This window comes from Streptomyces sp. DH-12, from assembly GCF_002899455.1.
GTDB lineage: Bacteria > Actinomycetota > Actinomycetes > Streptomycetales > Streptomycetaceae > Streptomyces.
Genome location: NZ_PPFB01000001.1, coordinates 889,518 through 912,796 on the forward strand (window position 1 = coordinate 889,518; position 23,279 = coordinate 912,796).

Annotated in this window: 18 protein-coding genes and 1 pseudogene; 5 read left to right on the forward strand and 14 right to left on the reverse strand. The window is 72.1% G+C overall.

Annotated elements, in window-relative coordinates; genetic code table 11:
- Positions 1-3: 3 nt before the first annotated feature.
- The 8 genes from C1708_RS03105 to C1708_RS03140 form a co-directional block, all read right to left on the reverse strand.
- Entirely contained in the window at positions 4-486 is a 483-nt protein-coding gene (locus C1708_RS03105) for a GNAT family N-acetyltransferase (RefSeq protein WP_106411182.1), read from the reverse strand.
- A 51-nt stretch (positions 487-537) separates the two neighbouring features.
- Positions 538-711, reverse strand: a complete 174-nt coding sequence (locus tag C1708_RS03110; RefSeq protein ID WP_106411183.1) for a hypothetical protein — start codon at positions 709-711, stop codon at positions 538-540.
- A 418-nt stretch (positions 712-1,129) separates the two neighbouring features.
- Positions 1,130-2,623 (reverse strand): SDR family NAD(P)-dependent oxidoreductase, encoded by a 1,494-nt coding sequence (locus tag C1708_RS03115; RefSeq protein WP_106411184.1) that lies wholly within the window; start codon positions 2,621-2,623, stop codon positions 1,130-1,132.
- A 103-nt stretch (positions 2,624-2,726) separates the two neighbouring features.
- On the reverse strand, positions 2,727-4,154 hold the full coding sequence (locus tag C1708_RS03120; RefSeq protein WP_106411185.1) for a wax ester/triacylglycerol synthase family O-acyltransferase: 1,428 nt from the start codon (positions 4,152-4,154) through the stop codon (positions 2,727-2,729).
- Between the two features lie 254 nt (positions 4,155-4,408).
- Positions 4,409-7,027 (reverse strand): PA14 domain-containing protein, encoded by a 2,619-nt coding sequence (locus C1708_RS03125; RefSeq protein ID WP_106411186.1) that lies wholly within the window; start codon positions 7,025-7,027, stop codon positions 4,409-4,411.
- Positions 7,028-7,215: 188 nt separating this feature from the next.
- A complete protein-coding gene (glgC, locus tag C1708_RS03130) occupies positions 7,216-8,436 on the reverse strand; it encodes a glucose-1-phosphate adenylyltransferase (RefSeq protein ID WP_106411187.1) in 1,221 nt (406 codons plus the stop codon).
- A 51-nt stretch (positions 8,437-8,487) separates the two neighbouring features.
- A complete protein-coding gene (gene glgA, locus C1708_RS03135) occupies positions 8,488-9,639 on the reverse strand; it encodes a glycogen synthase (RefSeq protein WP_106411188.1) in 1,152 nt (383 codons plus the stop codon).
- Between the two features lie 37 nt (positions 9,640-9,676).
- A complete protein-coding gene (locus C1708_RS03140) occupies positions 9,677-10,480 on the reverse strand; it encodes a (2Fe-2S)-binding protein (RefSeq protein WP_106416126.1) in 804 nt (267 codons plus the stop codon).
- 228 nt (positions 10,481-10,708) lie between these two features.
- Between C1708_RS03140 and C1708_RS03145 the strand changes: the two genes are divergently transcribed.
- Positions 10,709-11,851 (forward strand): DMT family transporter, encoded by a 1,143-nt coding sequence (locus C1708_RS03145; protein WP_106411189.1) that lies wholly within the window; start codon positions 10,709-10,711, stop codon positions 11,849-11,851.
- A 29-nt stretch (positions 11,852-11,880) separates the two neighbouring features.
- Here C1708_RS03145 and C1708_RS03150 read toward each other — a convergent pair whose 3' ends face one another.
- Positions 11,881-13,173 carry a transglycosylase family protein gene (locus C1708_RS03150; RefSeq protein ID WP_106411190.1) on the reverse strand — a complete coding sequence of 431 codons (1,293 nt, stop codon included), beginning with the start codon at positions 13,171-13,173 and terminating at the stop codon, positions 11,881-11,883.
- A gap of 428 nt (positions 13,174-13,601) precedes the next feature.
- Between C1708_RS03150 and gnd the strand changes: the two genes are divergently transcribed.
- A complete protein-coding gene (gnd, locus tag C1708_RS03155) occupies positions 13,602-15,041 on the forward strand; it encodes an NADP-dependent phosphogluconate dehydrogenase (RefSeq protein WP_106411191.1) in 1,440 nt (479 codons plus the stop codon).
- 702 nt (positions 15,042-15,743) lie between these two features.
- Here gnd and panD read toward each other — a convergent pair.
- A complete protein-coding gene (gene panD / locus C1708_RS03165; protein WP_106411193.1) occupies positions 15,744-16,166 on the reverse strand; it encodes an aspartate 1-decarboxylase in 423 nt (140 codons plus the stop codon).
- 214 nt (positions 16,167-16,380) lie between these two features.
- Between panD and C1708_RS03170 the strand changes: the two genes are divergently transcribed.
- From C1708_RS03170 to C1708_RS03175, 3 genes are all read left to right on the forward strand, one after another.
- Positions 16,381-16,635, forward strand: coding sequence for a hypothetical protein (locus C1708_RS03170; RefSeq protein WP_133169047.1), 255 nt, complete (start codon positions 16,381-16,383; stop codon positions 16,633-16,635).
- A gap of 18 nt (positions 16,636-16,653) precedes the next feature.
- Positions 16,654-16,791, forward strand: coding sequence for a hypothetical protein (locus C1708_RS33945; RefSeq protein WP_157951230.1), 138 nt, complete (start codon positions 16,654-16,656; stop codon positions 16,789-16,791).
- A 10-nt stretch (positions 16,792-16,801) separates the two neighbouring features.
- Positions 16,802-17,673, forward strand: a protein-coding gene (locus C1708_RS03175) for an IS5 family transposase (RefSeq protein WP_437076537.1) whose coding sequence is annotated in 2 segments (ribosomal slippage) — positions 16,802-17,162 and positions 17,162-17,673 — 873 coding nt in all. Because the reading frame shifts where the segments join, the coding sequence is not laid out codon by codon here.
- A 301-nt stretch (positions 17,674-17,974) separates the two neighbouring features.
- On the opposite strand, the gene C1708_RS34290 is transcribed toward C1708_RS03175, so the two are convergent.
- The 4 genes and pseudogenes from C1708_RS34290 to C1708_RS03195 all read right to left on the reverse strand — a co-directional run bounded on the left by C1708_RS34290 (position 17,975) and on the right by C1708_RS03195 (position 23,276).
- Positions 17,975-18,169: a hypothetical protein gene (locus tag C1708_RS34290; RefSeq protein ID WP_198602385.1), complete on the reverse strand. Its 195-nt coding sequence runs from the start codon at positions 18,167-18,169 to the stop codon at positions 17,975-17,977.
- Between the two features lie 174 nt (positions 18,170-18,343).
- Positions 18,344-19,232 (reverse strand): annotated as a pseudogene (locus tag C1708_RS03185) (AMP-binding protein); the annotation flags it as partial.
- A 595-nt stretch (positions 19,233-19,827) separates the two neighbouring features.
- Positions 19,828-20,445 (reverse strand): helix-turn-helix transcriptional regulator, encoded by a 618-nt coding sequence (locus C1708_RS03190; protein WP_157951232.1) that lies wholly within the window; start codon positions 20,443-20,445, stop codon positions 19,828-19,830.
- Positions 20,446-21,203: 758 nt separating this feature from the next.
- Positions 21,204-23,276 carry a HelD family protein gene (locus C1708_RS03195; RefSeq protein WP_198602687.1) on the reverse strand — a complete coding sequence of 691 codons (2,073 nt, stop codon included), beginning with the start codon at positions 23,274-23,276 and terminating at the stop codon, positions 21,204-21,206.
- Positions 23,277-23,279: the final 3 nt, after the last annotated feature.

Sequence of the window (23,279 nt, forward strand, 5' to 3'; positions counted from 1 at the left end):
CGGTCACAGCGACCGGTACATGATGTGCAGTCCGACCCGTCCGTGCCGGGGGTGGTCGAAGGCGTCCGGGACCGTGCCGAGGACGGTGAAGCCGAGTGAACTCCACAGCTTCACCGCGGGGTTGGTCTCGACGACGGCGTTGAACACCATGCCCCGGTACCCGGCGTCGCGCGCCGCGGCCAGCACGTGCTCGGCCAGCAGCCGCCCGGTCCCCCGGCCCGCCCGGTCCGGGTCGACCATGAAACCGGCGTTGGCGATGTCCGCGGCGGGGCCGCCGTAGTTGGGGGTGAGATAGGCGGAGGCGACGACGGTTCCGCCGTCGTCCTCGACGACGTACACCCGCTTCGCGGGGCTCATCCACAGGGCCCGGGCGGCCTCCTCGGAGGTGCCCGGGTCCCAGGTGTAGGTCTCGCCCGCGGCGACGATGCGGTGCCAGAACGGCCAGATGCGCGGCCAGTCGTCGGGGTTCGCTTCCCTGATCAGCATGGGGGCGAGTCTTTCAGGCCCGGTACGCGGCGAGGGTGCGGGGGTGACGTGTCAGTCGACGCTGGGGAGGATGTGCGGCTCCGCGAGGTCCTCCTCGTACCCGGCGAGGCGGATGGGGGCCGAGCGGGCCCACACGTCGAGGCTCCCCAGTTCCCCTGGGCGGCGGCCGGAACGCTCCATGCGTTCGTCGGGGCGCCGTTCGAGTTTCGTCTGCTCCGGTGTCACCGCGCACTCCTTATGTGTCGGTCACCCTCGGGACGTACCGCGTCGACCCTGTGGCCGGCGCCCGGCGCCCGAGCGGGTCTGTGTCCCATGCCGTTCGGGCGCGGTGGCGCCGGTCGTTCGAGGGAGAGCGGGCCGTGGTGAACCGGCCGTCCCATGACGGATCGTGGGTGCGGGTAGGACCCTTGTCGCTGCCTCCGTCCGCCCCAGAGTAACCAAATGAGCGGCCCCCCGCTCGATGGGGCCGCGCACTGGCTGTAATCATCACATGACGGATCGCCCACCATCAGGCGCTATGTCCGGGCATGCCGTGACAGAACGCACACCATAGCTCACTCGATCGGAGTACGCGCCCACCGATGTACCCGACAAGTCCGGACGCCCGGGGCGCCGTTCGGCTGCCGTCGGCCGTCCGCCGGTGTCACCAGCGGCCGGGCGCGTAGTCCTTCAGGAAGACGCCGTACAGGTCCTCGCCCGCCTCGCCGCGCACGATGGGGTCGTACACGCGGGCCGCGCCGTCGACCAGGTCGAGCGGGGCGTGGAAACCCTCCTCGGCGAGGCGCAGCTTGTCGAAGTGCGGACGCTCGTCGGTGATCCAGCCGGTGTCGACCGAGGTCATCAGTATCCGGTCGGTGTCGAACATCTCCTGCGCGCTGGTCCGCGTCACCATGTTCATGGCCGCCTTGGCCGCGTTGGTGTTGGGGTGCCCCGCTCCCTTGTAGCCGCGGGCGAACACGCCCTCCATCGCGGAGACGTTGACGACGTAGGCGCGGTTCGAGGACGAGCGGCGGGCCGCCTCGGCCATCGCCGGGCGCAGCTTGCTGATCAGGATGAACGGCGCCGTGTAGTTGCAGAGCTGGGTCTCCAGCAGCTCCACCGGGGAGATCTGCTCGATGGTCTGCACCCAGGTGTTGCTGTCGACGACGTCGGGCAGCAGGCCGCCCGCGTCGATGGCGGTGCCGTCCCGGTGCCGCTCCACGCTGGCGTTGCCCGCGACCAGCGCGAGGTCGGCCACCGCCTGCGCGTCGAGGCCGCTGGTACCGGCGGGCAGCGCGGTCAGACCGTCCACCGCACCGGAGTTGAACGCGCCGATGACGTGGTGGGCGGGCAGCTCGCCGGCCGGCAGCGGGGCGCTCTCGCCCTCGACGAGCGCGGCGTAGGCGGAGGGCAGGCGGCGCACCGTCTGGGTGGCGTTGTTGATCAGGATGTCCAGCGGGCCCTGCTCCGCGACCTGGTCGGCGAGCGCGACGACCTGGCCCGGGTCGCGCAGGTCGATCCCGACGACCTCCAGGCGGTGGATCCAGTCCGCGGAGTCGTCCATCGCCTTGAAGCGGCGGATGGCGTCCTTGGGGAAGCGCGTGGTGACCGTGGTGTGGGCGCCGTCGCGCAGCAGCCGCAGCGCGATGTACATGCCGATCTTGGCGCGGCCGCCGGTGAGCAGCGCCCGCTTGCCGCCGAGGTCGGCGCGGGCCTCGCGGCGGGCCCGGTTCTCGGCGGCGCACTTCGGGCAGAGCTGGTGGTAGAAGTAGTCGACCTCGACGTAGCGGGTCTTGCACACGTAGCAGGAGCGGGGGCGCTGGAGTATCCCCGCGATCCGGCCCGGCTCCACGCGGGAGGAGGGCAGGATGCCCTCGGTCTCGTCGTCGATGCGCTGGGCGGAGCCGGTGGCGGTGGCCTCGGTGACCGCCTTGTCGTGCGCGGTCTTGGCGGCCCGGCGCTCCTGGCGGCGGCGCTGCTTGACCGTGCGGTAGATGTGCGAGGTGGCCCGGCGGACCGCGATCGCGTCCGGGTGGTCCACGTCGAGCCTGTCGAGCTCCTCGAGCACGCTCAGGCAGACGGCCAGCCGCTCCGGGTCGATGCCGGGCCCGTGCGCCACCTCGTCCGTGGTGTCGGGGCCGTCCTGTGTCACCGTCATCGCCGCTGCCGTTCCCGCTTCGGTTCTCGCGGCGCTCCGTTCGCGTCCGCTGTCGAACGGGGGATTTTACGGAGCGCCGGGCCGCAGCACCAAACCGCTGCGCTCAGTGATCGCAGGCCACGGTGAGTGCTGTCACCTCCTCGGTCACCGCGCGGGCCAGCAGGCCGAGGTCCGCGACGGCCGCGCCGTCGGCCACCAGCCCGTAGTGGACGTGCCCCCGGTAGGTGGAGACGGCGACCGCGAGGGAGTGGCCGGGGGCGAGCGGCGCGAGCGGGAAGACGGCGCCGAGCGGGTCGCCGCCGAGGCGCAGGCCGAAGCCGGGCAGCGGCACGCTGGTGACCAGGACGTCGAACCAGAGCCGGGCCGCCTGCCCGAGCAGCGGTCCGCCGAGCCGGTGGCCGAGCGGCGGCACGTGCTCGGCGAGCAGGGCGACGGCGCCCGCGCCGCGGTGCGGGCCCGCCTCCTTGTTGCGGTCCATGGCGGTGCGCACCCGGGTCAGCCGGGCGAGCGGGTCCTTCTCGTCGACCGGGAGCCGCATCACGTACCCGGACAGCTGGTTGCCCTGCGGGTGGGCGGTGCGCGGGCGGCGCCGGGAGACGGGGACGAGGGCGCGCGGGGCGACGCCCTCGCTGCCGTCGCCGCGCTCGTCGAGCCAGCGGCGCAGCGCGCCGGCGACGACCGCGATGAGGACGTCGTTGACGGTGCCGCCGGCGCTCTTGCGGATGCGGTGCACGTCGTCGAGGTCGACGACGACGCCGGCGGTGCGGCGGGTGCCGCTGGGCGCGCAGGTCAGGGCGGGTGAGGAGCGCATGTCGAGGGTGGACCGGGCGACGGCGGCGCCGATGTCCAGGGCCCGGCCGGCCTCGGCGAGGGCCTCGCGCACCATGCCGGGCACCTCCCGCACGTCCGGGATGACGCCGCGGGGCGGCTCGGCGGGCCTCGGCCGGGGTGCGGGCAGGCCGGTGGGGTCCATGAGCGCGGCGGCGAGGGCGAGGGCGCGCAGTCCGTCGGCGAGGGCGTGGTGGAACTTGAACAGGACGGCGAAGCGGGCGCCGCCCTCCCCCGGCAGCACGTGCGCCTCCCAGGGCGGACGGGTGCGCTCGAGCGGGCGTCCCATCAGCTCGCCGGCGGCGGTGTGGAAGTCGGCGGCCGGCGGGTGCAGCCGGACGTGGTCCAGGGGGTCGAAGCCGGGGTCGGGCTCGCGGGCGGCGCCGCCGAAGGCGAGCGAGTGGCGTACGGCGGAGGTGAGCGGGCGGCCCAGGGCGGCCGTGAGGGGCTCGCCGGGGGCGGGCCAGGGGCGGCGCAGCGCCGACAGCGACCGCCGCAGTCCGGGCGGCTGCCAGGTGTCGCGGATGCGCATGCGCAGCCCGGGGACGGCGGCCGCCCGCGCGGCGAGCAGGTCCGCGGCGTGGGCCGCGGCGGAGGGCGAGCCGGCCGTGAAGACGCCGAGCGCCGCGAGGTGCATGGGGTGACCGGCGGACTCTAGGTTCCAGAACGCCAGGTCGAGGGGGGCGAGCGGGTCTGCGGTCATGGGCGGGGGCCTCGCATCGACGACGGGAACGGATCAGCCGTCAATCGCTCCCGGCCGATTACGGTCAAGTACGATCTGGCTACCCCTAGTTAACAGCATGTGACGTCTCCGCCCCTTCCGCCGCCACGGCGGAAGGGGCGGAAGACCGGGTGGCGTACGGGGCCGCCGGGGCCTTCCGGCCGTCCGGCGGGGTGACGCACGCCACCCGGACGCACGCCGCCCGGACGGGCGGGCGCCCCGCCCGTCCGGGCCCGTCAGCCGGTGGCCGGGCAGCCCGCGGGCCGGGCGCGGGAGGCGTCCCGGATCAGGTCCTGGTGCGCGGCCCGCACCCGCGGCACGTCGGGCTTCATCACCCGCCGGTCGTAGGTGAGCAGGCCGTTGAGTTCGCCCTCCACGTCGGAGATCTGGGTGTAGACGGCGCCGTTGCTGCCCCGGCACACCAGCGCCCGCACCTCGTCGAGCTTGGTGAGGTAGTCGTCGGTGTAGGTCGCCGGGTCGACGTCGACGTACGACTGCTGCACGGGCCAGGCGTGGCCGGGCACCGCGAGGCCGAGGCCGCCGTACTCGCCGCTCACCAGGGCGCGTTCGCCGTCCGGGCGGGGCGGCAGCGCGGGGCTCGGGTAGCCGTGCTCGTCCATGATGTCGCCGGCGCCGCCGTCGGCGCCGAGGTTGAGCCCGGACTGGTTGTTGACCAGCCGGCTGGGGTCCCAGGCCTTGGCCTGCTCGGCGACGCGGCCGACGTCGTACTGCCCCCAGCCCTCGTTGAAGGTGACCCACATGACGACGGAGGGGCTGCTGATGTGCTCGTCGATCATCTCCTTCATCTCGCGCTCGTAGCGGGCGCGGGCCTCGGCGTCCGGGGTGCGGCCGGCCCGCATGGAGGGCATGTCCTGCCACACCAGCAGTCCGAGGCGGTCGGCCCAGTGGAACCAGCGGTCGGGTTCGACCTTGATGTGCTTGCGCACCGAGTTGAAGCCGAGCTGCTTGTGCGCCCTCAGGTCGTGGGCGAGGGCCTCGTCGGTGGGCGCGGTGTGCAGTCCGTCGGGCCAGAAGCCCTGGTCGAGGGTGGCCATCAGGAAGATCGGCTTCCCGTTGAGGACCGTGCGCGGCACCCCGTCGATCTTCTCGACGGCGATGGAGCGCATGCCGAAGTAGCTGGAGACGCGGTCGGCGCCCACGCTGACCTTCAGGTCGTACAGGAAGGGGTCGTCGGGCGACCACAGGCGCGGGTTCCCGATCTCCAGGGTGAGCGGCTGTCCGGTGCGGCCGGTGGCCGTGGCGACCTTGCGCCGCCCGTCGTACGCGGTGGCCGTGACCGGCAGGCCGGCGCGGACGCCCTTGGCCTCCACGGTGAGCCGTTCGCCCGCCACGTCGGGGATCAGCTTGAGGGAGTCCACGTGGTCGCGGGCGACGGGCTCCATCCAGACCGTCTGCCAGATGCCGGAGCTGGGCGTGTACCAGATGCCGCTCGGGTCGAGGCGCTGCTTGCCCATCGGCGGGTTCTCGCCGTCGGCGGCGTCGGTCGGGTCGTGGACGCCGACGATCAGCTCCTGGGGACCGCTCCGCTTCAGCGCGTCGGTGACGTCCACGGAGAACTTGTCGTAGCCGCCCTCGTGCGTGGTGACCTTCGTGCCGTTGACGTAGACCTCGGCGCGCCAGTCGACCGCCTGGAAGTTGAGGCGCAGCCGCTTGCCGGAGCCGATGCGCCAGTCGCGCGGGACGGTGAAGGTGCGGCGGTACCACATGCGGTCCTCGTGCCGCTGGATGCCGGAGAGCTGGGACTCCACCGGGTACGGCACCAGGATGCGTTCCTTCAGCGTGCGGCCCACGGGCGGACGTTCGCCCTCCTCGGCGGCGGCGAACTGCCAGCGGCCGTTGAGGTTGCGCCACTCGGGGCGGGTGAGCTGCGGGCGCGGGTACTCGGGGTGGGCGTTGCCGGGGCCCACCTCGTCGGCCCACCTGGTGCGCAGCTCGTGGGTGGAGCGGTTGGGGCCGCTGCTCAGGAAGGCGTCCACGGGGTCGCCGTCGGTGGCCCGCAGTCCGCCCCGGCCGTCGTAGCGGACGTCGGCGCTGCCGCGGGCGGTGCCGGTCTTGTTGCCGACGACGGGCTCGGCGAGCGTGACGAGCAGCGCCCTCGGGTCGGCCGGGTCGGGTCGCGCCGAGGTCAGCGGCCAGGGGGCCCCGCCGATGACCGCGTCGAGGTGGTCGGTGAAGCCGGCGGGCGGGGTGGCGAGCGGCTTGGGGAAGTCGAGTCTGAGGGTGCGTCCGGAGGCGAGGACGGTGGCGGCGAGGGCGCCGTCGTAGTCGAAGCCGTCGGGGAGGCGGAACGCCGTCCGGGGCACCGCTTCCTTGACGCCGCCGGGCGGGGTCCAGCGCAGGTGGAAGTTGGAGCCGCCGTAGTGCTCGAAGTACTCGACCTTGATGTCGTGGGCGCGGCCCGCGGTGAGCTGGACCGGCTCGGAGGTCTGTTCGTTGTCCCAGTCGTCGACCCAGTGGTCGATGGCGAGGGCGCCGTCGATCCACAGCCGGAAGCCGTTGTCGGAGCTGACCGAGAAGGTGTGGGCGCCGGTGGCCTGCGGCACGATCCTGCCGGTCCAGCGGACGCTGACGTCGTCCGCCTGGCCGGTGGTGAAGGTCAGGCGCGGCTCCAGGTTGTCGAAGTCGAGCCGGGGGTCGAAGGCGACGGCCTTGAGTTCGTGGAAGTCGAAGGCGCCGGGGGCGGAATGGGTCCAGTACTCGCCCTTCAGTCCGTGGATCTCCACGGGGTCGTCCTCCGCGGCGGCCGAGGCGGGCCCGGTCGCGGTGAGACCGGTGACGCCCAGCGCGGTGGCCAGGAGGAGGGCGAAGCGGTTCCTGAGTCGTCTGGTGCGCACGGATCCTCCGTCGGTGAGGAAATGACGGCTCGCTGTGCAGGTGTGCATGTTCTTTTCTGTGCGTTGCCAGTCCAGTACAACGTTGTCAAAGAACAGCACTTGGCATGACAGCACGGATTCCTTCAACAGTCCAGGGACATGACAAAGGCTCCGGTCGTCCCGCCCGACCGGAGCCTCCCCCACGGCCGCTACGGCACCGGCTGCCCCTTGCCGAGCGCGATCACGCCGCCCCGGGAGACGGTGTACAGCTCCGCGTCCCGCTCCGGGTTGACCCCGATCGTCGCGCCCGGCGGCACCTCGACGTTCTTGTCCAGCACCGCCCCGCGCACCACCGCGCCCCGCCCGATGTGCACGTTGTCGTGCAGGACCGACCCCTGCACCACCGCGCCCGGGTCGACGACCACGCCCGGCGACAGCACCGACCGCGTCACCTGCCCCCGGATCAGGCACCCGGCGCTGATGATGGACTCGCCGGCGATGCCGCCCGCGTTGAACCGGGCCGGCGAGAGCTGCCCGGAGTGCGTGTAGATGGGCCACTGGCGGTTGTAGAGGTTGAACGCGGGGCGCTCGGCGATCAGGTCCATGTGCGCGTCGTAGTAGGCGTCGAGCGTGCCGACGTCCCGCCAGTAGCCCTGGTCGCGGCTGGTCTCCCCCGGCACGTGGTTGGTGCCGAAGTCGTACAGGTGGGCCTCGCCCCGCTCGGTGAGCTGTGGCAGGATCGAACCGCCCATGTCGTGCACCGAGTTCTCGTCCTCGGCGTCCCGCTGCAGCGCCTCGACGAGCGCCTTGGTGGTGAAGATGTAGTTGCCCATCGAGGCGAAGACGCAGTCGGGGTCGTCGGCCAGGCCCGGCGGGTCGGCCGGCTTCTCCAGGAAGCGTTCGACGGTGCGGCCGTCGGAGCCCGGAGTGATCACCCCGAACGCGGAGGACTCCGCGCGCGGCACCCGGATCCCGGCCACGGTGACCCCGGCGCCGCTCTCGATGTGCTGGCTGAGCATCTGGCGCGGGTCCATGCGGTACACGTGGTCGGCGCCGAACACCGCCACGTACTCCGGGCGCTCGTCGTGGATCAGGTTCAGCGACTGGAGGATGGCGTCGGCGCTGCCCAGGTACCAGCGCGGGCCGAGCCGCTGCTGCGCGGGGACCGGGGTGACGTAGTTGCCGAGCAGGCTGGACATCCGCCAGGTGGTGGTGATGTGCCGGTCCAGCGAGTGCGACTTGTACTGCGTGAGCACGCAGATCCGCAGGATGTCGCCGTTGACCAGGTTGGACAGCACGAAATCGACGAGGCGGTACGTGCCGCCGAAGGTGACCGCCGGTTTGGCGCGGTCCGCCGTGAGGGGCATCAGGCGCTTGCCCTCGCCGCCCGCCAGCACGATTCCCAGGACCGAAGGCCCTCCACGACGCATGGCCGCTCCCCTCACGCCGAGTTTTCCCATGACTGCCCCGGACGGGCCGGGCTAAGCCTGCCGGAGGACCCCCTCGTACAGCCCGGCCGTGCGGCGGGCCACCGCGTCCCAGCCGAACTCCGTGACCGCGCGCTCCCGTCCCGCCTCGCCCATGGTCCGCGCGGTGTCCGGGTCGCCGAGCACGGAGTCCAGCGCCCGGGCGATCCCCGCCTCGAAGTCGTCGTCCACGTCCACCAGCAGCCCGGTCGCGCCGTGGTCCACGACCTCGGGGATGCCCCCGACGCGGGAGGCGACCACGGCGGTGCCGCACGCCATCGCCTCCAGGTTGACGATGCCGAGCGGCTCGTAGACGGAGGGGCAGACGAACACGGTCGCGTGCGTCAGCAGCTGGATCACCTCGGGCCGGGGCAGCATCTGCGGAATCCAGTGCACGCCCTCACGCACCCGGCTCAGCTCCTCGTACAGCTCGCGGAACTCCCGGTCGATCTCCGGGGTGTCCGGGGCGCCCGCGCACAGCACCACCTGCGTGTCCGGGTCGATGCCGCGCACCGCCCGCAGCAGGTGGGGCACGCCCTTCTGCCGGGTGATCCGGCCGACGAACAGCACGTACGGGCGGGAGCGGTCCAGACCGATGCGGTCCAGCACGTCGGTGCCGGGGTCGGGCCGGTACAGGGCGGTGTCGATGCCGTTGTGGACGACGTGCACCCGGGCCGGATCGAGCGCGGGGTAGCAGTCCAGGATGTCGTCGCGCATGGCGCCGGAGACGGCGATCACCGCGTCGGCGGCCTCGTAGGCGGTGCGCTCCGCCCAGCTCGACAGGGCGTAGCCGCCGCCGAGCTGCTCGGCCTTCCAGGGACGCAGCGGCTCCAGGGAGTGCGCGGTCACCACGTGCGGAACGCCGTACAGCAGCTTGGCGAGGTGGCCGCCGAGGTTGGCGTACCAGGTGTGGGAGTGGACCAGCTCGCGGCCTTCGAGGGCGGCGGCCATGGCGAGGTCGGTGGAGAAGGTGCGCAGGGCGTCGTTGGCGCCGTCGAGCGCGGGCCAGGAGCGGTGGCGCAGCACGCCGTCGGCGCGGCCCTCGCCCCAGCAGTGCACCTCCAGGTCCACCAGGGACCGCAGCTCCCGGGCCAGGAACTCCACATGGACCCCCGCGCCGCCGTACACGTCCGGGGGGTACTCCCGGGTCAGCAGTCCCACTCGCACCCTGAACCCCCTGTCTGCGCGGATGTCCCTCCCATGGTCACGCAGACGGGGCGCGCGGGGAAGAGCGGGGCGGCCGGACGAAGCAGCAGTCGCCGCAGACGCCTCCGCCGGGCACCCGGTAGTACAGGCAGCAGCTGCGGCGCCGGAAGCCCGCGGCTGTGAGGCCGCCCGCGCCGGAGAGGAGGGGGTGTGCGAGGAGTTCACGGCAGAGCCGGGCGGCGCGGGCGGCGGCTTCGGGGCGGGCGTGGCGGGCGAGTTCGCGGGCGGCGGCGGCGAGGGCGGAGGCGGCGTTGCCGCGCAGGAGGGCGGGCGCGACGCGGTGGCGGGCGCGCAGGGCGGCGGAGAGGGGTTCGAGGTGGCCGTGCAGCACGACGTCGGCGAGGGACGCCGCGTCGCCGGGCAGCGGGCGGACCCCGGCGAGCCACAGGTCGTCGGGGGCGCTCCCCTCGGGGTCCCAGCGGACCGTCTCCGGGGCGAGGTCGGGGACGGCGCCGTACAGGGCGGTGCAGCCGAGCGCCACGGACCACAGACGCGCGGCCAGACCCTGGTGCGCCACGGAGGCGGCGACGCGGGGTTCCCGGGTGCGGAGGGCGGCGGCGACCCGGCGGACGCGGGCGGTCAGGGGGTCGGTCAGGACGTCCGGGCCTGTCAGGGGGGCGGTCAGGGGAGCGCTCAGGGGGTCGCTCAAGGGGGCACTCCGGGGGGCGCCCTGACCATCCGGGCGGTGGGGGCCGTATGCGTGGGCGAGCGTGGGCAGGCGGCGGTCGGCTTCCTCCCCCGCGCGCAGGCTGAAGAAGCCACCGAGGTCACGGAGGGCGGTGAGGCGGGGGTCGAGATCCACGACGTGCAGTGGTACCACGTCTCTCAGGGGTGGATGTCAGGGGCCTCGGCCTTCCGGAGCCCACCCAGGGGATGACGGGGGCGTCCTCCTACTCCATCGGCAGTAGGACGTATTGGGTGCTCAGGGACGACGACGGGGAACACCCCGGCAGGGCATCGTGTTGGTCATGACAGCCGACCGTTCGCCGCGCCGGGCCCGCCGCCCCCGCCTCACGCAGAGGAGCAGCCGATGAGCGCCCTCGCGTTGTCCGTGCTCCTCTCGTTCGTGTCCGCCGTGGCGTACGCCGGGGGCGCGATCGTGCAGGAGCAGGTGGCGCTGTCCTCCTCCGGCGCGCAGCAGTACGCCCCGCTGCGCCGGCCGGGCTGGTGGGCGGCGGTCGCGCTGAACGGTCTGGGCGCGATCCTGCACGTGGTGGCGCTGGCCTACGGGCCGCTGAGCCTGGTCCAGCCGCTGGGCGCCCTGACGATCGTGTTCGCGCTGCCGATGGCCGCGCTGTTCGTGGGCCGCAAGGCAGGGGCGACCGCGTGGCGGGGCGCCCTGATGGCGACGATGGGTCTCGCGGGTCTGCTGGCGCTGGTCGGCGCGTCGGGCACGCAGTCGCTGGACGGCCCGCAGCGGGTCGCGGCGGCCGTGGGGACGGCGGCGGCGGTCGTGACGCTGATGGTGGCGGCACGGGCGGCGCACCGGCACCCGGCGGTGCGCAGCATCCTGCTGGCGACGGCGTCCGGTGTCGCGTTCGGCATGTCCTCCGTCTTCACCAAGACGGTCGCGGTGGACTGGTCGGGCGGGGTGTCGGCGGCGGACCTGCCGTCCCTCGCGGTGATCGGCGTCCTCGCGACGGCGGGCATGCTGCTGTCCCAGGCCTCCTACCGGGGCGCGGGCCTCGCGGCCCCGCTGGCGACGCTCACCGTGGTGAACCCGGTGGTGGCCGCGGCGGTCGGCATCACGATGTTCGGCGAGACCTTCCGTTACGGCACGACGGGGACGGCGCTGGCGCTGAGCTGTGGTGTGGTCGCGGCGGGTGGCCTGATCCTGCTGACGACCGAGAGGCTGGCGCGGGAGCAGAAGGCCGCCGCCGAGGCGGAGGCGTCTGTTCCCGTCCCTCTGGATGCGGGGCCCGGCACCGTGCCGGTGGCCGCCGGGCGGGGGACGGAGGACCCCGCCGAGCTGCTGCTGGCCGAGCTGACGGTTCCGGAGGACGTCACGCTGCCCGAGCACGCCACGTCGCCGGCCACCGTCCCCGCGGCGGCCGCCGGACCGGACGCGGCGGACCCGGCGGCGGTGCCGGTCATGCCGTACGCGCCGTTCCACGGCGGCCCGTACGTGGCGCTGCCGGCGGCCGACCGGCAGCTCGCCCGCGTCAGATCGTGAAGTGAAGGACCTCGGGCCGTGACGCCCCGTCAGATCTTGACGCCCCCCGCGCGCAGGTAGGCGAGCGGGTCGATGTCCGATCCGAATCCGGGCCCCGTCCGCACTTCGAAGTGCAGATGCGGGCCCGAACTGTTGCCCGTGGAGCCGGAGCGCCCGATGCGCTGGCCGGCGCCGACGGACTGGCCGTTCTTCACGGAGATCGCCGACAGATGGGCGTACTGGCTGTACCGGCCGTCGTTGTGGCGCACCACGACCTGGTAGCCGTACGACCCCTCCCAGCCCGCGGCGACCACGGTGCCGGCGCCGACCGACTTCACGGGCGTGCCGGTGGGGACGGGGAAGTCGACGCCGGTGTGGTAGCCCTTCGACCACGACGACCCCGCCTTGTGGTACGGCGTGCCGAGGGCGGCGCTCACCGGTGCGACCCGTTGCACGCCGGAGGAGGCGGAGCCGGAGCGGTCGGCCCGCTGCTGGGTCCGCTTCTCGGCCTTCTCGGTCTTCTTCTCGGTCTTCTTCTCGGCCTTCTTCTCGGCCTTCTCCGTCTTCCTCTGCTCGGTCCTGGGGGCGGACGCCCTCTTGTCCGCCGGCTCGGCCGACCGGGAGGGCGGCTTGACGGGGGCCTCGGCCCTGCCGCCGCTCCCTCCGGCGAGGGTGAGTCGCTGGCCCGGCAGGATCAGGTCGGGGTCGGCGCCGATGGTCGTTTCGTTGGCCTCGTAGAGCCCCCGCCAGCCGCCGCGGACGCGCTCCTGCTCGGCGATCCCGGAGAGGGTGTCGCCGCGCACCACGGTGTACATCTCGGCGCGGCCCGCACGGGCCTGAGGCGTGGTGTGCGGCCGTACGTCCTCGACGGTGGTCCGGCCGTCGCCCCTGCCGCCCTTGGTTCCGGTCGCGCTCTTGGTTCCGGTGGGGCGGTCGGTGGCCGGGCGGATGTCCGGGACGGCGCCGTCGCGGGTCAGTCCGGCGCGTACCGAGCAGGTCGGCCAGGCGCCGGGGCCCTGCCCGTCGAGGACCTTCTCGGCGATGGCGATCTGCTGGTCCTTGGTGGCCAGATCCGCTCGGGGCGCGTACCGGGTGCCGCCGAACGCCTCCCAGGTGGACTGGCTGAACTGCAGCCCCCCGTAGTAGCCGTTGCCGGTGTTGATGTCCCAGTTGCCGGTGGACTCGCAGGCGGCGACCTTCTCCCAGGTGTCCACGTCGGCGGCCTGCGCCGCACCGGTGCCCATGAGCGGGAGGGCCATGCCCGCGCCGCCGGCGGTGACGGTGAGCGATGCTCGGTTGATCCTGTTCGGCTGATACCGGCGGTGCCGGCCGCGCACGGCCATGGAATCCCTCTCGACAATGCGTCAGGAGGGGCAAAAGTAAGCGCTGCGAACAGGCCGTGACAAGGCGGCTATCGGCCGCACGGATGCGCCAAGCGGCCGGGACGTTACGCCCGTTGCGCCCCCGTTTGCCGCCGGGGAGGAGCGTGCGCGGGCGCCTGCCACCGGGCGCGGGAGCACGCGGAGGTGTGCGCCGGACCGGCACGCCGGGGGTGCGGGCGGCCGCGCCGGGGTGCGGCCGGCAGGCGACGGACCGGGGCGCTGAGTACGGAGGGCGCCTTCGCGCGTATGGGCCTGCGCGGGTTCCGAGGACTCGCGTATGCGCACGCAAGTGCGACACGTCAGGATGGTCGATGTCAGGACCGGCGGGCGCCCACCGGCAGCACCGGCGTCCGGCGGCACCGATACCGAGGTCACCAGGAGTCACCTTTATGAGCAGTTCAGCGCAGATCGGCGTCACCGGGCTCGCGGTCATGGGCCGCAACCTCGCACGCAACTTCGCCCGCAACGGCTACACGGTCGCGGTGCACAACCGGACCGCCGCCCGGACGCACGCGCTGGTGGAGGAGTTCGGACACGAGGGGAGCTTCGTGGCGGCCGAGACGGCCAAGGAGTTCGTGGCGGCGCTGGAGCGGCCGCGGCGCCTGGTCGTGATGGTGAAGGCCGGGGAGCCGACGGACGCGGTGATCGAGGAGTTCGCCCCGCTGCTGGAACCCGGTGACATGATCATCGACGGCGGCAACGCCCATTTCGCGGACACCCGCCGCCGGGAGCGGGCGCTGCGCGAGCAGGGCATCCACTTCGTCGGCATGGGCGTCTCGGGTGGTGAGGAGGGCGCGCTGCACGGCCCGAGCATCATGCCGGGCGGTCCGAAGGAGTCGTACGACTCGCTGGGCCCGATGCTGGAGAAGATCTCCGCGAAGGCGAAGGACGGCTCGCCCTGCGTCACGCACGTCGGTCCGGACGGCGCCGGCCACTTCGTGAAGATGGTGCACAACGGCATCGAATACGCCGACATGCAGCTCATCGGTGAGGCGTACCAGCTGCTGCGCGACGTCGCCGGGTACTCCCCCGCGCGGATCGCGGAGATCTTCCGCACCTGGAACACGGGCCGGCTCGACTCGTACCTGATCGAGATCACCGCCGAGGTGCTGTCGCACGTGGACGCGGCGACGGGCGAGCCGTTCGTGGACGTGGTGGTGGACCAGGCGGAGCAGAAGGGCACCGGCCGCTGGACCGTACAGATCGCCCTGGACCTGGGCGTGCCGGTGTCGGGCATCGCGGAGGCGGTGTTCGCCCGCTCCCTGTCGGGTCACTCGGCGCTGCGGGAGGCCTCGCGGGGGCTGGCGGGTCCGAAGCCGACGCCGATGGGCGAGGAGGAGGCGTCGGCGTTCGCCGACCGGGTGGAGCAGGCGCTGTACGCGTCGAAGATCGTGTCGTACACCCAGGGCTTCCACGAGGTCGCCGCGGGCAGCCAGGAGTACGGCTGGGACATCGACCTCGGCGCGGTGTCGGCGATCTGGCGCGGCGGGTGCATCATCCGCGCGGCGTTCCTGGACCGGATCCGGGCCGCGTACGACGCGCGGGCGGACCTGCCGAGCCTGCTGGCGGACGAGACGTTCGCGCGGGAGATCGCGGAGGCGCAGGACGACTGGCGCGAGGTGCTGGTCGCGGCGACCCGGCAGGGTGTCCCGGCCCCCGGTTTCGCGGCGGCGCTCGCCTACTACGACGCGCTGCGGGCGGAACGGCTGCCGGCCGCGCTCACTCAGGGCCAGCGGGACTACTTCGGCGCGCACACGTACCGGCGCACCGACCGGGGCGGGTCGTTCCACACGCTGTGGGGCGGGGACCGGTCGGAGGTGCCGGCGTAACGTCCGCGGTCCCCGCGCCCTCAGGGGCGCGGGGAACTGCGCGACCAGCCCCCCCACCTGCCCGGGGCCTCTCTGAGGCTGTCGGTCTCAGGTCAGCGGCGGCCCGGGCTCCGGATGGGGCACGGGCTCCGGTCCCGGAGGGATCGGCGAGGGCGACGGCTCGGGCGGGCCCGGGTGCGGCGGGGGCGGCTGCGGGTTCGGCCCCGGGGGCTGCGGGCCGGGGCCCGGAGGCTGCGGCGGGGGCGCCGGGTCGGGTCCGGGCGGGCCCGGGTCGGGGGTGGGCTGTGCGGGGTCCGGGCCCGGAACGGGGCCGGGTGTGGGGCCCGGCGGGACGGGGTCCGGGTGCGGGTTCGTCATGACGCGTGTCCTCCGGCCGGTCGGTCGACGTGGGCTCTGGACTTACTTGCCCGCCTACCCGGCGGACCCCCGCGCAGTCACCCACGCGCGTGACGGGGCGACGGCCGGGCGGCGCACCGGTCGGGGCGTGCACCGGTCGGGGTGTGCACCGGGCCGGGTGTGCACCGGGCCGGGTGCGCGGCACGCCGTGCACGCCCGGTGTCAGCCCTCTCAGAACCGTCCGGGACGCGCGGCGAGCCGCTGCCCGGTCGCGCGGAGCGGCTCCGGGCCGACCGCGGGGCCCCCTGGGGGTGGCCGCGCGGCCCACCCGGACCACCCGGACGAACGTGCGGGCTCCGGCGCCGTTCAGGCCGTGGCGACGGCCTGGGGGCTGCGCTCCTGGTCCGACCCGGGCACCGGCTCGGACGGGTCGGCGCCGAGGGCGACGACACGGTTGTCGGCGTCCACGTGGACGACCCGCGGTTCGAGCGCCCGCGCCTCGGCGTCGGTCACCTGGGCGTAACTGATGATGATCACGAGGTCGCCCGGGTGCACGAGGTGGGCGGCGGCTCCGTTGATGCCGACCACACCGGACCCGCGCTCCCCCTCGATGACGTACGTCTCGAGCCGGGCGCCGTTGGTGACGTCGACGATGTGCACGAGCTCACCGGGCAGCAGATCGGCGGCGTCGAGCAGATCCGCGTCGATCGTCACGGATCCCACGTAGTGCAGGTCGGCCTGGGTGACGGTGGCGCGGTGGATCTTGGACTTGAACATGGTGCGCAGCATGTTGGACTCCTGGAAGACGGCTCCCCGCCAGCTTTCTGCAGGTCAGGGGCGTCCTTCACTGTACATCGGCATGTCTTCGACTCGAAGACTTTCCGGAACATCGTGCGCCGTGGCGAGCAGGCTTCTCACCTGCGTGATCTGCATGAAGCAGCCTGCCGCGAAGCCATCAACCGGGAGCATGTACGGAAGACTGCCCCGGTCCAATGCTGATTGGATGCTGACTTGCCTCGGCATGCTCCTGACGGTCTCCGTCACCGCGGCCAGTGTCCAGGGCCGTGACGCCGCCGTCGCCCTGCTCGAGCGGGGACGGACGGCCTATTACTCCCTGAAGCGGGTCTGGGCCGACGGCGGCTGCTCCGGGAGCCTGGTCGGCTGGTCGGCCGACCGGCTCGGTCTCGTCCTCGACATCGTCCGACGTTCCGACGCCGCCCGCGGGTTCACGGTCTTACCCAGAAGGTGGGTGGTCTAGCGGACCCTGAGCTGGCTGATGCGTTCACGCCGTCTCGTCCGTGACTACGAGACCTTGCCGCAGATGCACGAGGCAGTGGTGTTCTGGTCCATGACGATGCTCATGAGCCGCCGGCTCGCGGGCGGCCGCCGGCGCACCGGGCTCATCCCGCACTAGGCAGTTTCGTTTGGATCAGTCGGTCGTTGGTCTGGGTGTGCCGTTGACTGATGCGCAGTGGGCGCGGATCGAGCCGTTGCTCCCGGACCGGACGCCGAAGCGAGGTGGCCGCTGGCGGGACCATCGTGAGGTGATCGACGCGATCGCCTACAAGTTCCAGACCGGTACCCAGTGGGTGCACCTGCCGGAGAAGTACGGCAACTGGCGGGGCGTGTACAACCGGCTGCGGATGTGGGCCGCCGACGGCACGTGGGAGCGGGTGTTCACCGCCCTGGTGGCCCAGGCCGACGCTGACGAGGACCTGAGCTGGGCTGTGTCGGTGGACTCCACGATCGTGCGGGCCCACCAGCACGCGGCCGGGGCCCGCAAAAAGGGGCCCCGGCCGACGAGCCGCAGGACCACGCCATCGGCCGCTCCCGCGGCGGACTGACCACGAAGATCCACCTTGCCGCCGACGGCCGGTGCCGGCCCCTGGCCTTCCACCTCACCGCCGGTCAGGCCGGTGACGCACCCGCCTTCACCGAGGTGATGGACCGCCTGCGCGTTCCCCGACAGCGCGGTCGTCCGCGCACCAGACCGGACATGGTCCTGGCCGACAAGGCCTACTCCTCCCGCGAGATCCGTGACCATCTGCGCAGACGCGGCATCCGGGCGGTGATCCCGGAACGGGCCGACCAGCAGGCCAACCGGAAGCGGCGCGGACAGGCCGGCGGCAGACCGCCGGCCTTCGACCCGGAGGCGTACAAGCAGCGCAACACCGTCGAGCGGTGCATCAACCGCCTGAAGCAGTGGCGCGGTATCGCCACCCGCTACGAGAAGACCGCGACCATCTACCTGGCCGGACTCCACATCGCGGGCATCTTCCTCTGGTCCGCCCGATGATCCAAACGAAACCGCCTAGTAGCCGGCGTCTCGGTGGTGAGGCGGACGAAAACATTCGGGGTCACCTCCCGCACCCAGCCCCGGTCGGCCAGACGCCGCACTCTGGCCCGCACGCCCTCCAGCCTCGACGGGGTCGCCTTGCCGCCGAGCCGGCCGAGGATCTGCGGCGCTCGCAGCCCGTCGGCGGGTGCGGCGGCGAGGATCGACAGGATCCGCTGATACTCCACCGCCAGCGCCCGCGCGTCGATGCCCGGGGACCACGGCGGCACGATCCGCCCCGGCGGGCCCCGGCCGGAGCGGCCTACTCGGCGGCCAAGACCTCGACAAACGTCGCCCGGGCATCGGCAAGACGGTTCAAAGAACGCTCGGCGACATCCAGCGCGGCCTGCACGCGTCCTGCTTCCTCGCGAAGTCGCGCGACTTCTTCGCGGGCCTTCTTCTCACGGGCTTCCAGCAGACCGATCATCGACGGCACAGGCACCTCCACGAGCGACACGAGCGGAACGAATCGCCCGCATCACTCCCGTCGCCAGGCGCTGTTCATGCCTCTACCGGCCGAACCAACCGCTCATGTTCGGAAAGCGGAAAGCATCTCAGCGGTGACGCCGACAACTCGCCCATCTTGGAGTTCGGCACAGTCTCGGGAGATAGGTCGAAATCGTGGAGGCACCCCCCTGGGCAGGCCGGTGGTGTCGGGGGTGTACATGATCGTGGCGTCGTCCTCCGGCCGGATCTCCACCTCGGGAGGCCCCGCCCACGGGTCGGGCTCGGGAAAGTCCGCGTACCGCTCGGCCCCGACGACCGCGCTCTCCTCCGCGTCGTGGAAGACGACGAAGCGCGCCCCGGCCCTCACGCCCCAGGCCGCGACCCTCGGCAGCCGCTCCCCGTCGACCAGCAGCAACCGCGGTGCGCAGTCGTCGAGGGCACAGCGGAACTCCGCCTCGGTGCACCGGGCGTCGAGCGGTACGGCGACGAGTCCGGCGAGCTGCGCCGCCCAGAACGCGATCTGCCACTCGGGGTGTTGGCGCATGGACACGACGGACCGGCCACCGGGCCGGAGCCCGTACGTCTCGGTGAACCGGCGGGCGAGCGCGGACGCGGCGGCGAAGAACTCCCCGTAGGAGCAGGCGCGTCCATCGGAGATCAGGAACGGCTGCTCCCCGAACGCCCAGGTCGTCTCCACGAACTCGCGGAGCATGCGGGGCTCGTTCGCGTAGACGAGGACCCCGCGCTCGTCCCGCACGACGGCGAAGGGAGCACCGGGCGCGGTCAGCGATGCCTCGACGGGCTCACGGGCTGCCGTCGGGTCCGGTGCGATGGGGGCGCGGGGTGTTGGTGAGGTCGAGCCCGGTGGCGGTGCCGGGTGGGGGGACGGTGCCGGACGCAAGACTCCGGTCCGTGGGACGGCCGGGCGCCGGTGAACGGCTGGGGTCGGCATGCGGCACGGACGGCCTCTCCACGTACTGGCTCAGCGAGCCGGCGAAGCTATGCCCGCACCCCGTCCCCGTCAACCGAACGAGAGGGCCGCTCCCCCGAACACGTCCCACAGGAGCGCACATGCGGGTGGTAACCGGTCCGGCCGGACGGTTGTCGCGCCTCTCACCCGCCCGGCCTGCGAGCGATGCACGCCCACGGGATCATTCACGTCTGTCTGTGAGCGCTAAGGCATGCAGATACGCGCCGACCGGGCCCGTTCCGAATGTCATCCATGGGTGCGACCGCCCCTACTCCGGAGACATGCCTAAACAACTCAGGATTACTTCCGGTGAATTCGACTGCGGGTGCGGCAACTTCGTGTGCACACGACGAAGTTATTCGAGCCGGAAGCGCGGTGGAGCGTGGGCGAGGGCATCAGGGAAATGCCGGATCGCCGCAATCCGGGTGCGGCCGATCCGCCAGGAAGGCAAGGCGACCGCCCCGGCGAGGCTCTTGGCCCTTCGGAATCCATAACGCGTGGAGAAACGCAGGTCCGCAATGCGCAGACGCAAGGGGGTAGGAATCCGCGCAAACTTCAGCCCTCCGCGGCGTGCTGTCGAGCAGCGGCAGGACGCATCGGCCAGCGGAGGGCAACCTGCCCCCGGCGCGGCTCGTTAAGAAGTTCATCTCTGGACTAGCTGCGCCTGAGGGACAGGTTCTCGCCGAGCGGTCGACATCTCACATGACGAGGAGCCCCGACTCCATGGCCCGGACGACCGCCAGAGTCCGGTTCGGGCAGTTGAGCTTGGCCAGAATGATGCCGACCGTGCGCTTGACCCCGTGTTCGGAGACACTCAGCGATCGGGCGACCTGCCGGTTGCTGAGCCCCTCGGCGATCAGGCGCAGCACCTGATGTTCACGTGCCGTCAGGGATATCGTCGACGCGCGCTTCGAGGTGCTTCCGTCCCCGACCTGTTCGGACGCTGTCACGGACCGTCGGGCCAGGGTCGCCGACACATGGAAGCGCCCGGCCTGCACATCGACGATCGCCACACGCAGGGACTCGGGGCAGAGATCCGCCCAGTCCAGGAAGCCGTTCGCGTGATCGGCCCAGGACTGCTCGACCACGTCCGCCGAGTCCACCAGGATCAGTACGGGCGTGTTCTGCCTGCGCAGCCTTTCGGAGATCTCATCAGGTACGGACTCCAGGGCAGTACTGTCCGAGATGACCAGCCAGCCGTTGCAGAAGGACGAGAGATCTTCGGCATTCGTCACGGATCGAACGGCCAACTGGATGTCGAGCGAACCAAGCATTCCCTCGACACTGTATCGGCGGATGTCGTCTTCGATGATCAACGCTATAGCGGTGCGCGACCAGGGTCGTCCGGTGTGCAGGGAAGCTCGTCCGTCACGTATGTCAGGCACCACATCATCTATCCGAACGCTGCAGTTCTCGTATTTTCTGCCACTCGATATCGGTTGCCAAAGTAACCCGTTCTTCACGCTGCCCATGTCAACGATTCCCCCGTTACCCATATAACTTCCCCCATTCCTTTATGCTGCAAATCCGGAAGAGCCGCTTCCTGATACATGAGCATGGCACGGAGTGACGCTAACTGTCCACCCCGCACTGATCAGCCCCGCTCGATCGCAAGGCATCTCTGAAGAAAAATTTCAAGTAAAAAACTCGCCTAGGATCTCGGGGCTGTTTACCGCGTTCGATGGTCCCGACCTGATCACGTATGCGCCTATGCCCGGTTCATCCCGACGAGTCGGGAGGGCTGTGCGGTGCACCGGGAGAGGGTGGGGCGGCCTCGACAGTCCGGACGTCGTGCGTCATGGGGGCCTGTCGGGTGTGGTCGGCGGCATGCCCGTGGACAGCCGGGCTGAGGGTTTTGGGCGCGGACTCGGTCTCGGGCTCGGACCCGGCGTGTACGACCGGGAGCGCGACGGTCGGCTTCACCCTGCTGCGGAGGGGAGCGGGACATCGTCGGCTCGGACCGGACCGTGGGCGGCCGGGTGTGCGCGGGGAGGCGGCGAGCGGCCCGGCGGGGGCGGGGCGGTGATCGTCCTGCGTCGGCGGCGCCCGCGGTGACACCGCGGGCGCCGCGTATTCAGGCGGGCTGGACGGTAATGGTGCAGAGGCGCTTGGTCGCGCGGGTCAGGGCCACGTACAGGTCCCTCTCCCCTCCGGGGCGGGCCGTGATGATCTCCTCGGGGTCCACGACGACGACCCCGTCGAATTCGAGGCCGCGTGCTTCGGACGCGGGCACGATGCGTGCGTGGTGAGCGATGCCCTGGGCCGTCAGTTCGCTCACCCTGTTGTCCGCGCAGATCACGCCCAGGAGCTCGCCCGGATGCGTGGTGCTCTGGGCGCGGAGTTCCTGGACGGCGGCGGCCACCAACCCGTCCGGGGTGGTGGTCACGGTGCGAGGGCTCTCACCGCTCCGCAGTGACCGTGTGGGCTTCTGGTCGGGGGCGATCCGCGTGAGCAGGTCCCGGACGCTCTCCAGGATCTCCTGCGTGGTGCGGTAGCTGACGGTCAGGTTGTGGAGCTTGAACCGAGGTCCGACGTGAGGGCTCAGCGCTTCCTTCCAGTCGCATGCGGTCGCGGCCGGGCCCGCCTGGGCGAAGTCCCCCACCAGCGTCATCGCCCTCGCCGGGCAACGGCGGACGATCATCCGCCACTGCATGGCGGTCAGTTCCTGGGCCTCGTCGACGACGACGTGCCCGTACGTCCGCTCGGGGGGGCCGTCGACCAGGCTCGCCGCCTCGTCCAGCAAGGGCACATCCGCATCGGTCCACGGGTCGTCCGGGCCGCGCAGCAGAAGGGACCGCTCCTGCGCGGTCAGGCGGGGCAGGTACTCGGCGAGAGCGTCGGCATCCGTCAGGAGCGCCTTCACGAGGTCACCCGGTACCAGCCGTGGCCACAGCGTCTCGACCGCCCGGTCGACGCCCGCGTCGTCGAGGAGATCGTCCCGGATGGCGTCCAGGTCCAGTTCGTGGACCGGACCGGGGTCGGCCGCACCTTCGACGCGGCGCTGGGCGACGCCCGTGAACCGGTCGAGGTTGATGCCCGTCATCCTCTCGGCATCGGCGTCGATCTGTTCGAGCACCTCGCTCATGTCCCGTTGCATCGCGTCGGTGACGGCGTCGACCAGGAGCTCCTTGAACACCTGGCGTGCGGGGTTGTGCCCCGATACGGCTCGGACGGCGGCCTCACGTGCCATGGCGACCTCCTCGCCGGAGAGGTGGACCCGTTCTTGTCCGACCCGCACGGTGAAATCGCCGGCAGGGGCCTGGTGGACGCGCAGCAGACCGGCCAGCGCATCGGCGAGGCCGGAGCCGCCCTTGAGACGTGCCCTGTCGAACGGGTCCACCACGTCCGTGGAGACCCCGGCCAGTTCCTGGCAGGTCGCCAGGACGACATCGTTCTCGCCCAGCGAGGGGAGAACCTGGGAGATGTAGTCGAGGAACCGGGCGTTCGGCCCGACCACGAGGACACCCTCCTCGGCGGCGCGCGGGAACGCGTACAGGACGTAGGCCGCCCGGTGCAGGGCGACCACCGTCTTTCCGGTGCCGGGGCCGCCCTGGACCACGGTCACCCCGCGGTGGGCGGAGCGGACGATCTCGTCCTGCTCGGCCTGGAGCGTCGCGACGGCCGCCTGCATCATGCCCGTACGCCGTGCCGACAGAGCCTCGGTCAGCGGACCGTCCCCCACGACGTCGTCGTCGGTGGGGGCGGTCCCGTCCAGGATCTCGTCGCTCACCGAGATGACCGTGCGCTCCTCCAGACGCAGGTGCCGGCGCCGCCGCAGGTCCATCGGGTGGACCGGTGTCGCCTCGTAGAAAGGACGTGCCGCGTTCGCACGCCAGTCCACGAGCAGAGGCAGGTCGTCCTCCTCCGTCTGCAGTCCGATGCGCCCGATGCGCAGGGCCGTGCCGTCCGTCCAGTCGATGCGCCCGAAGACCAGCCCCTTCTCGGCACCCTCCAACCGGCCGATCTCCTTGGCCAGCCGCTCGGCGGCGATCTCTCTCTCGTATGCCTCAACCGCACTTTCCGCCTTGGCCTTCAGCACGCTCGTCCGGCTCTCGCGGGCCTCGGAAAGCCGCTCGGTGAGCAACGCGTACAAGGAGGAGACGTAATCCCGCTCCGCTTCCACCGCACGCGCAGCGGGATCATTCATGGT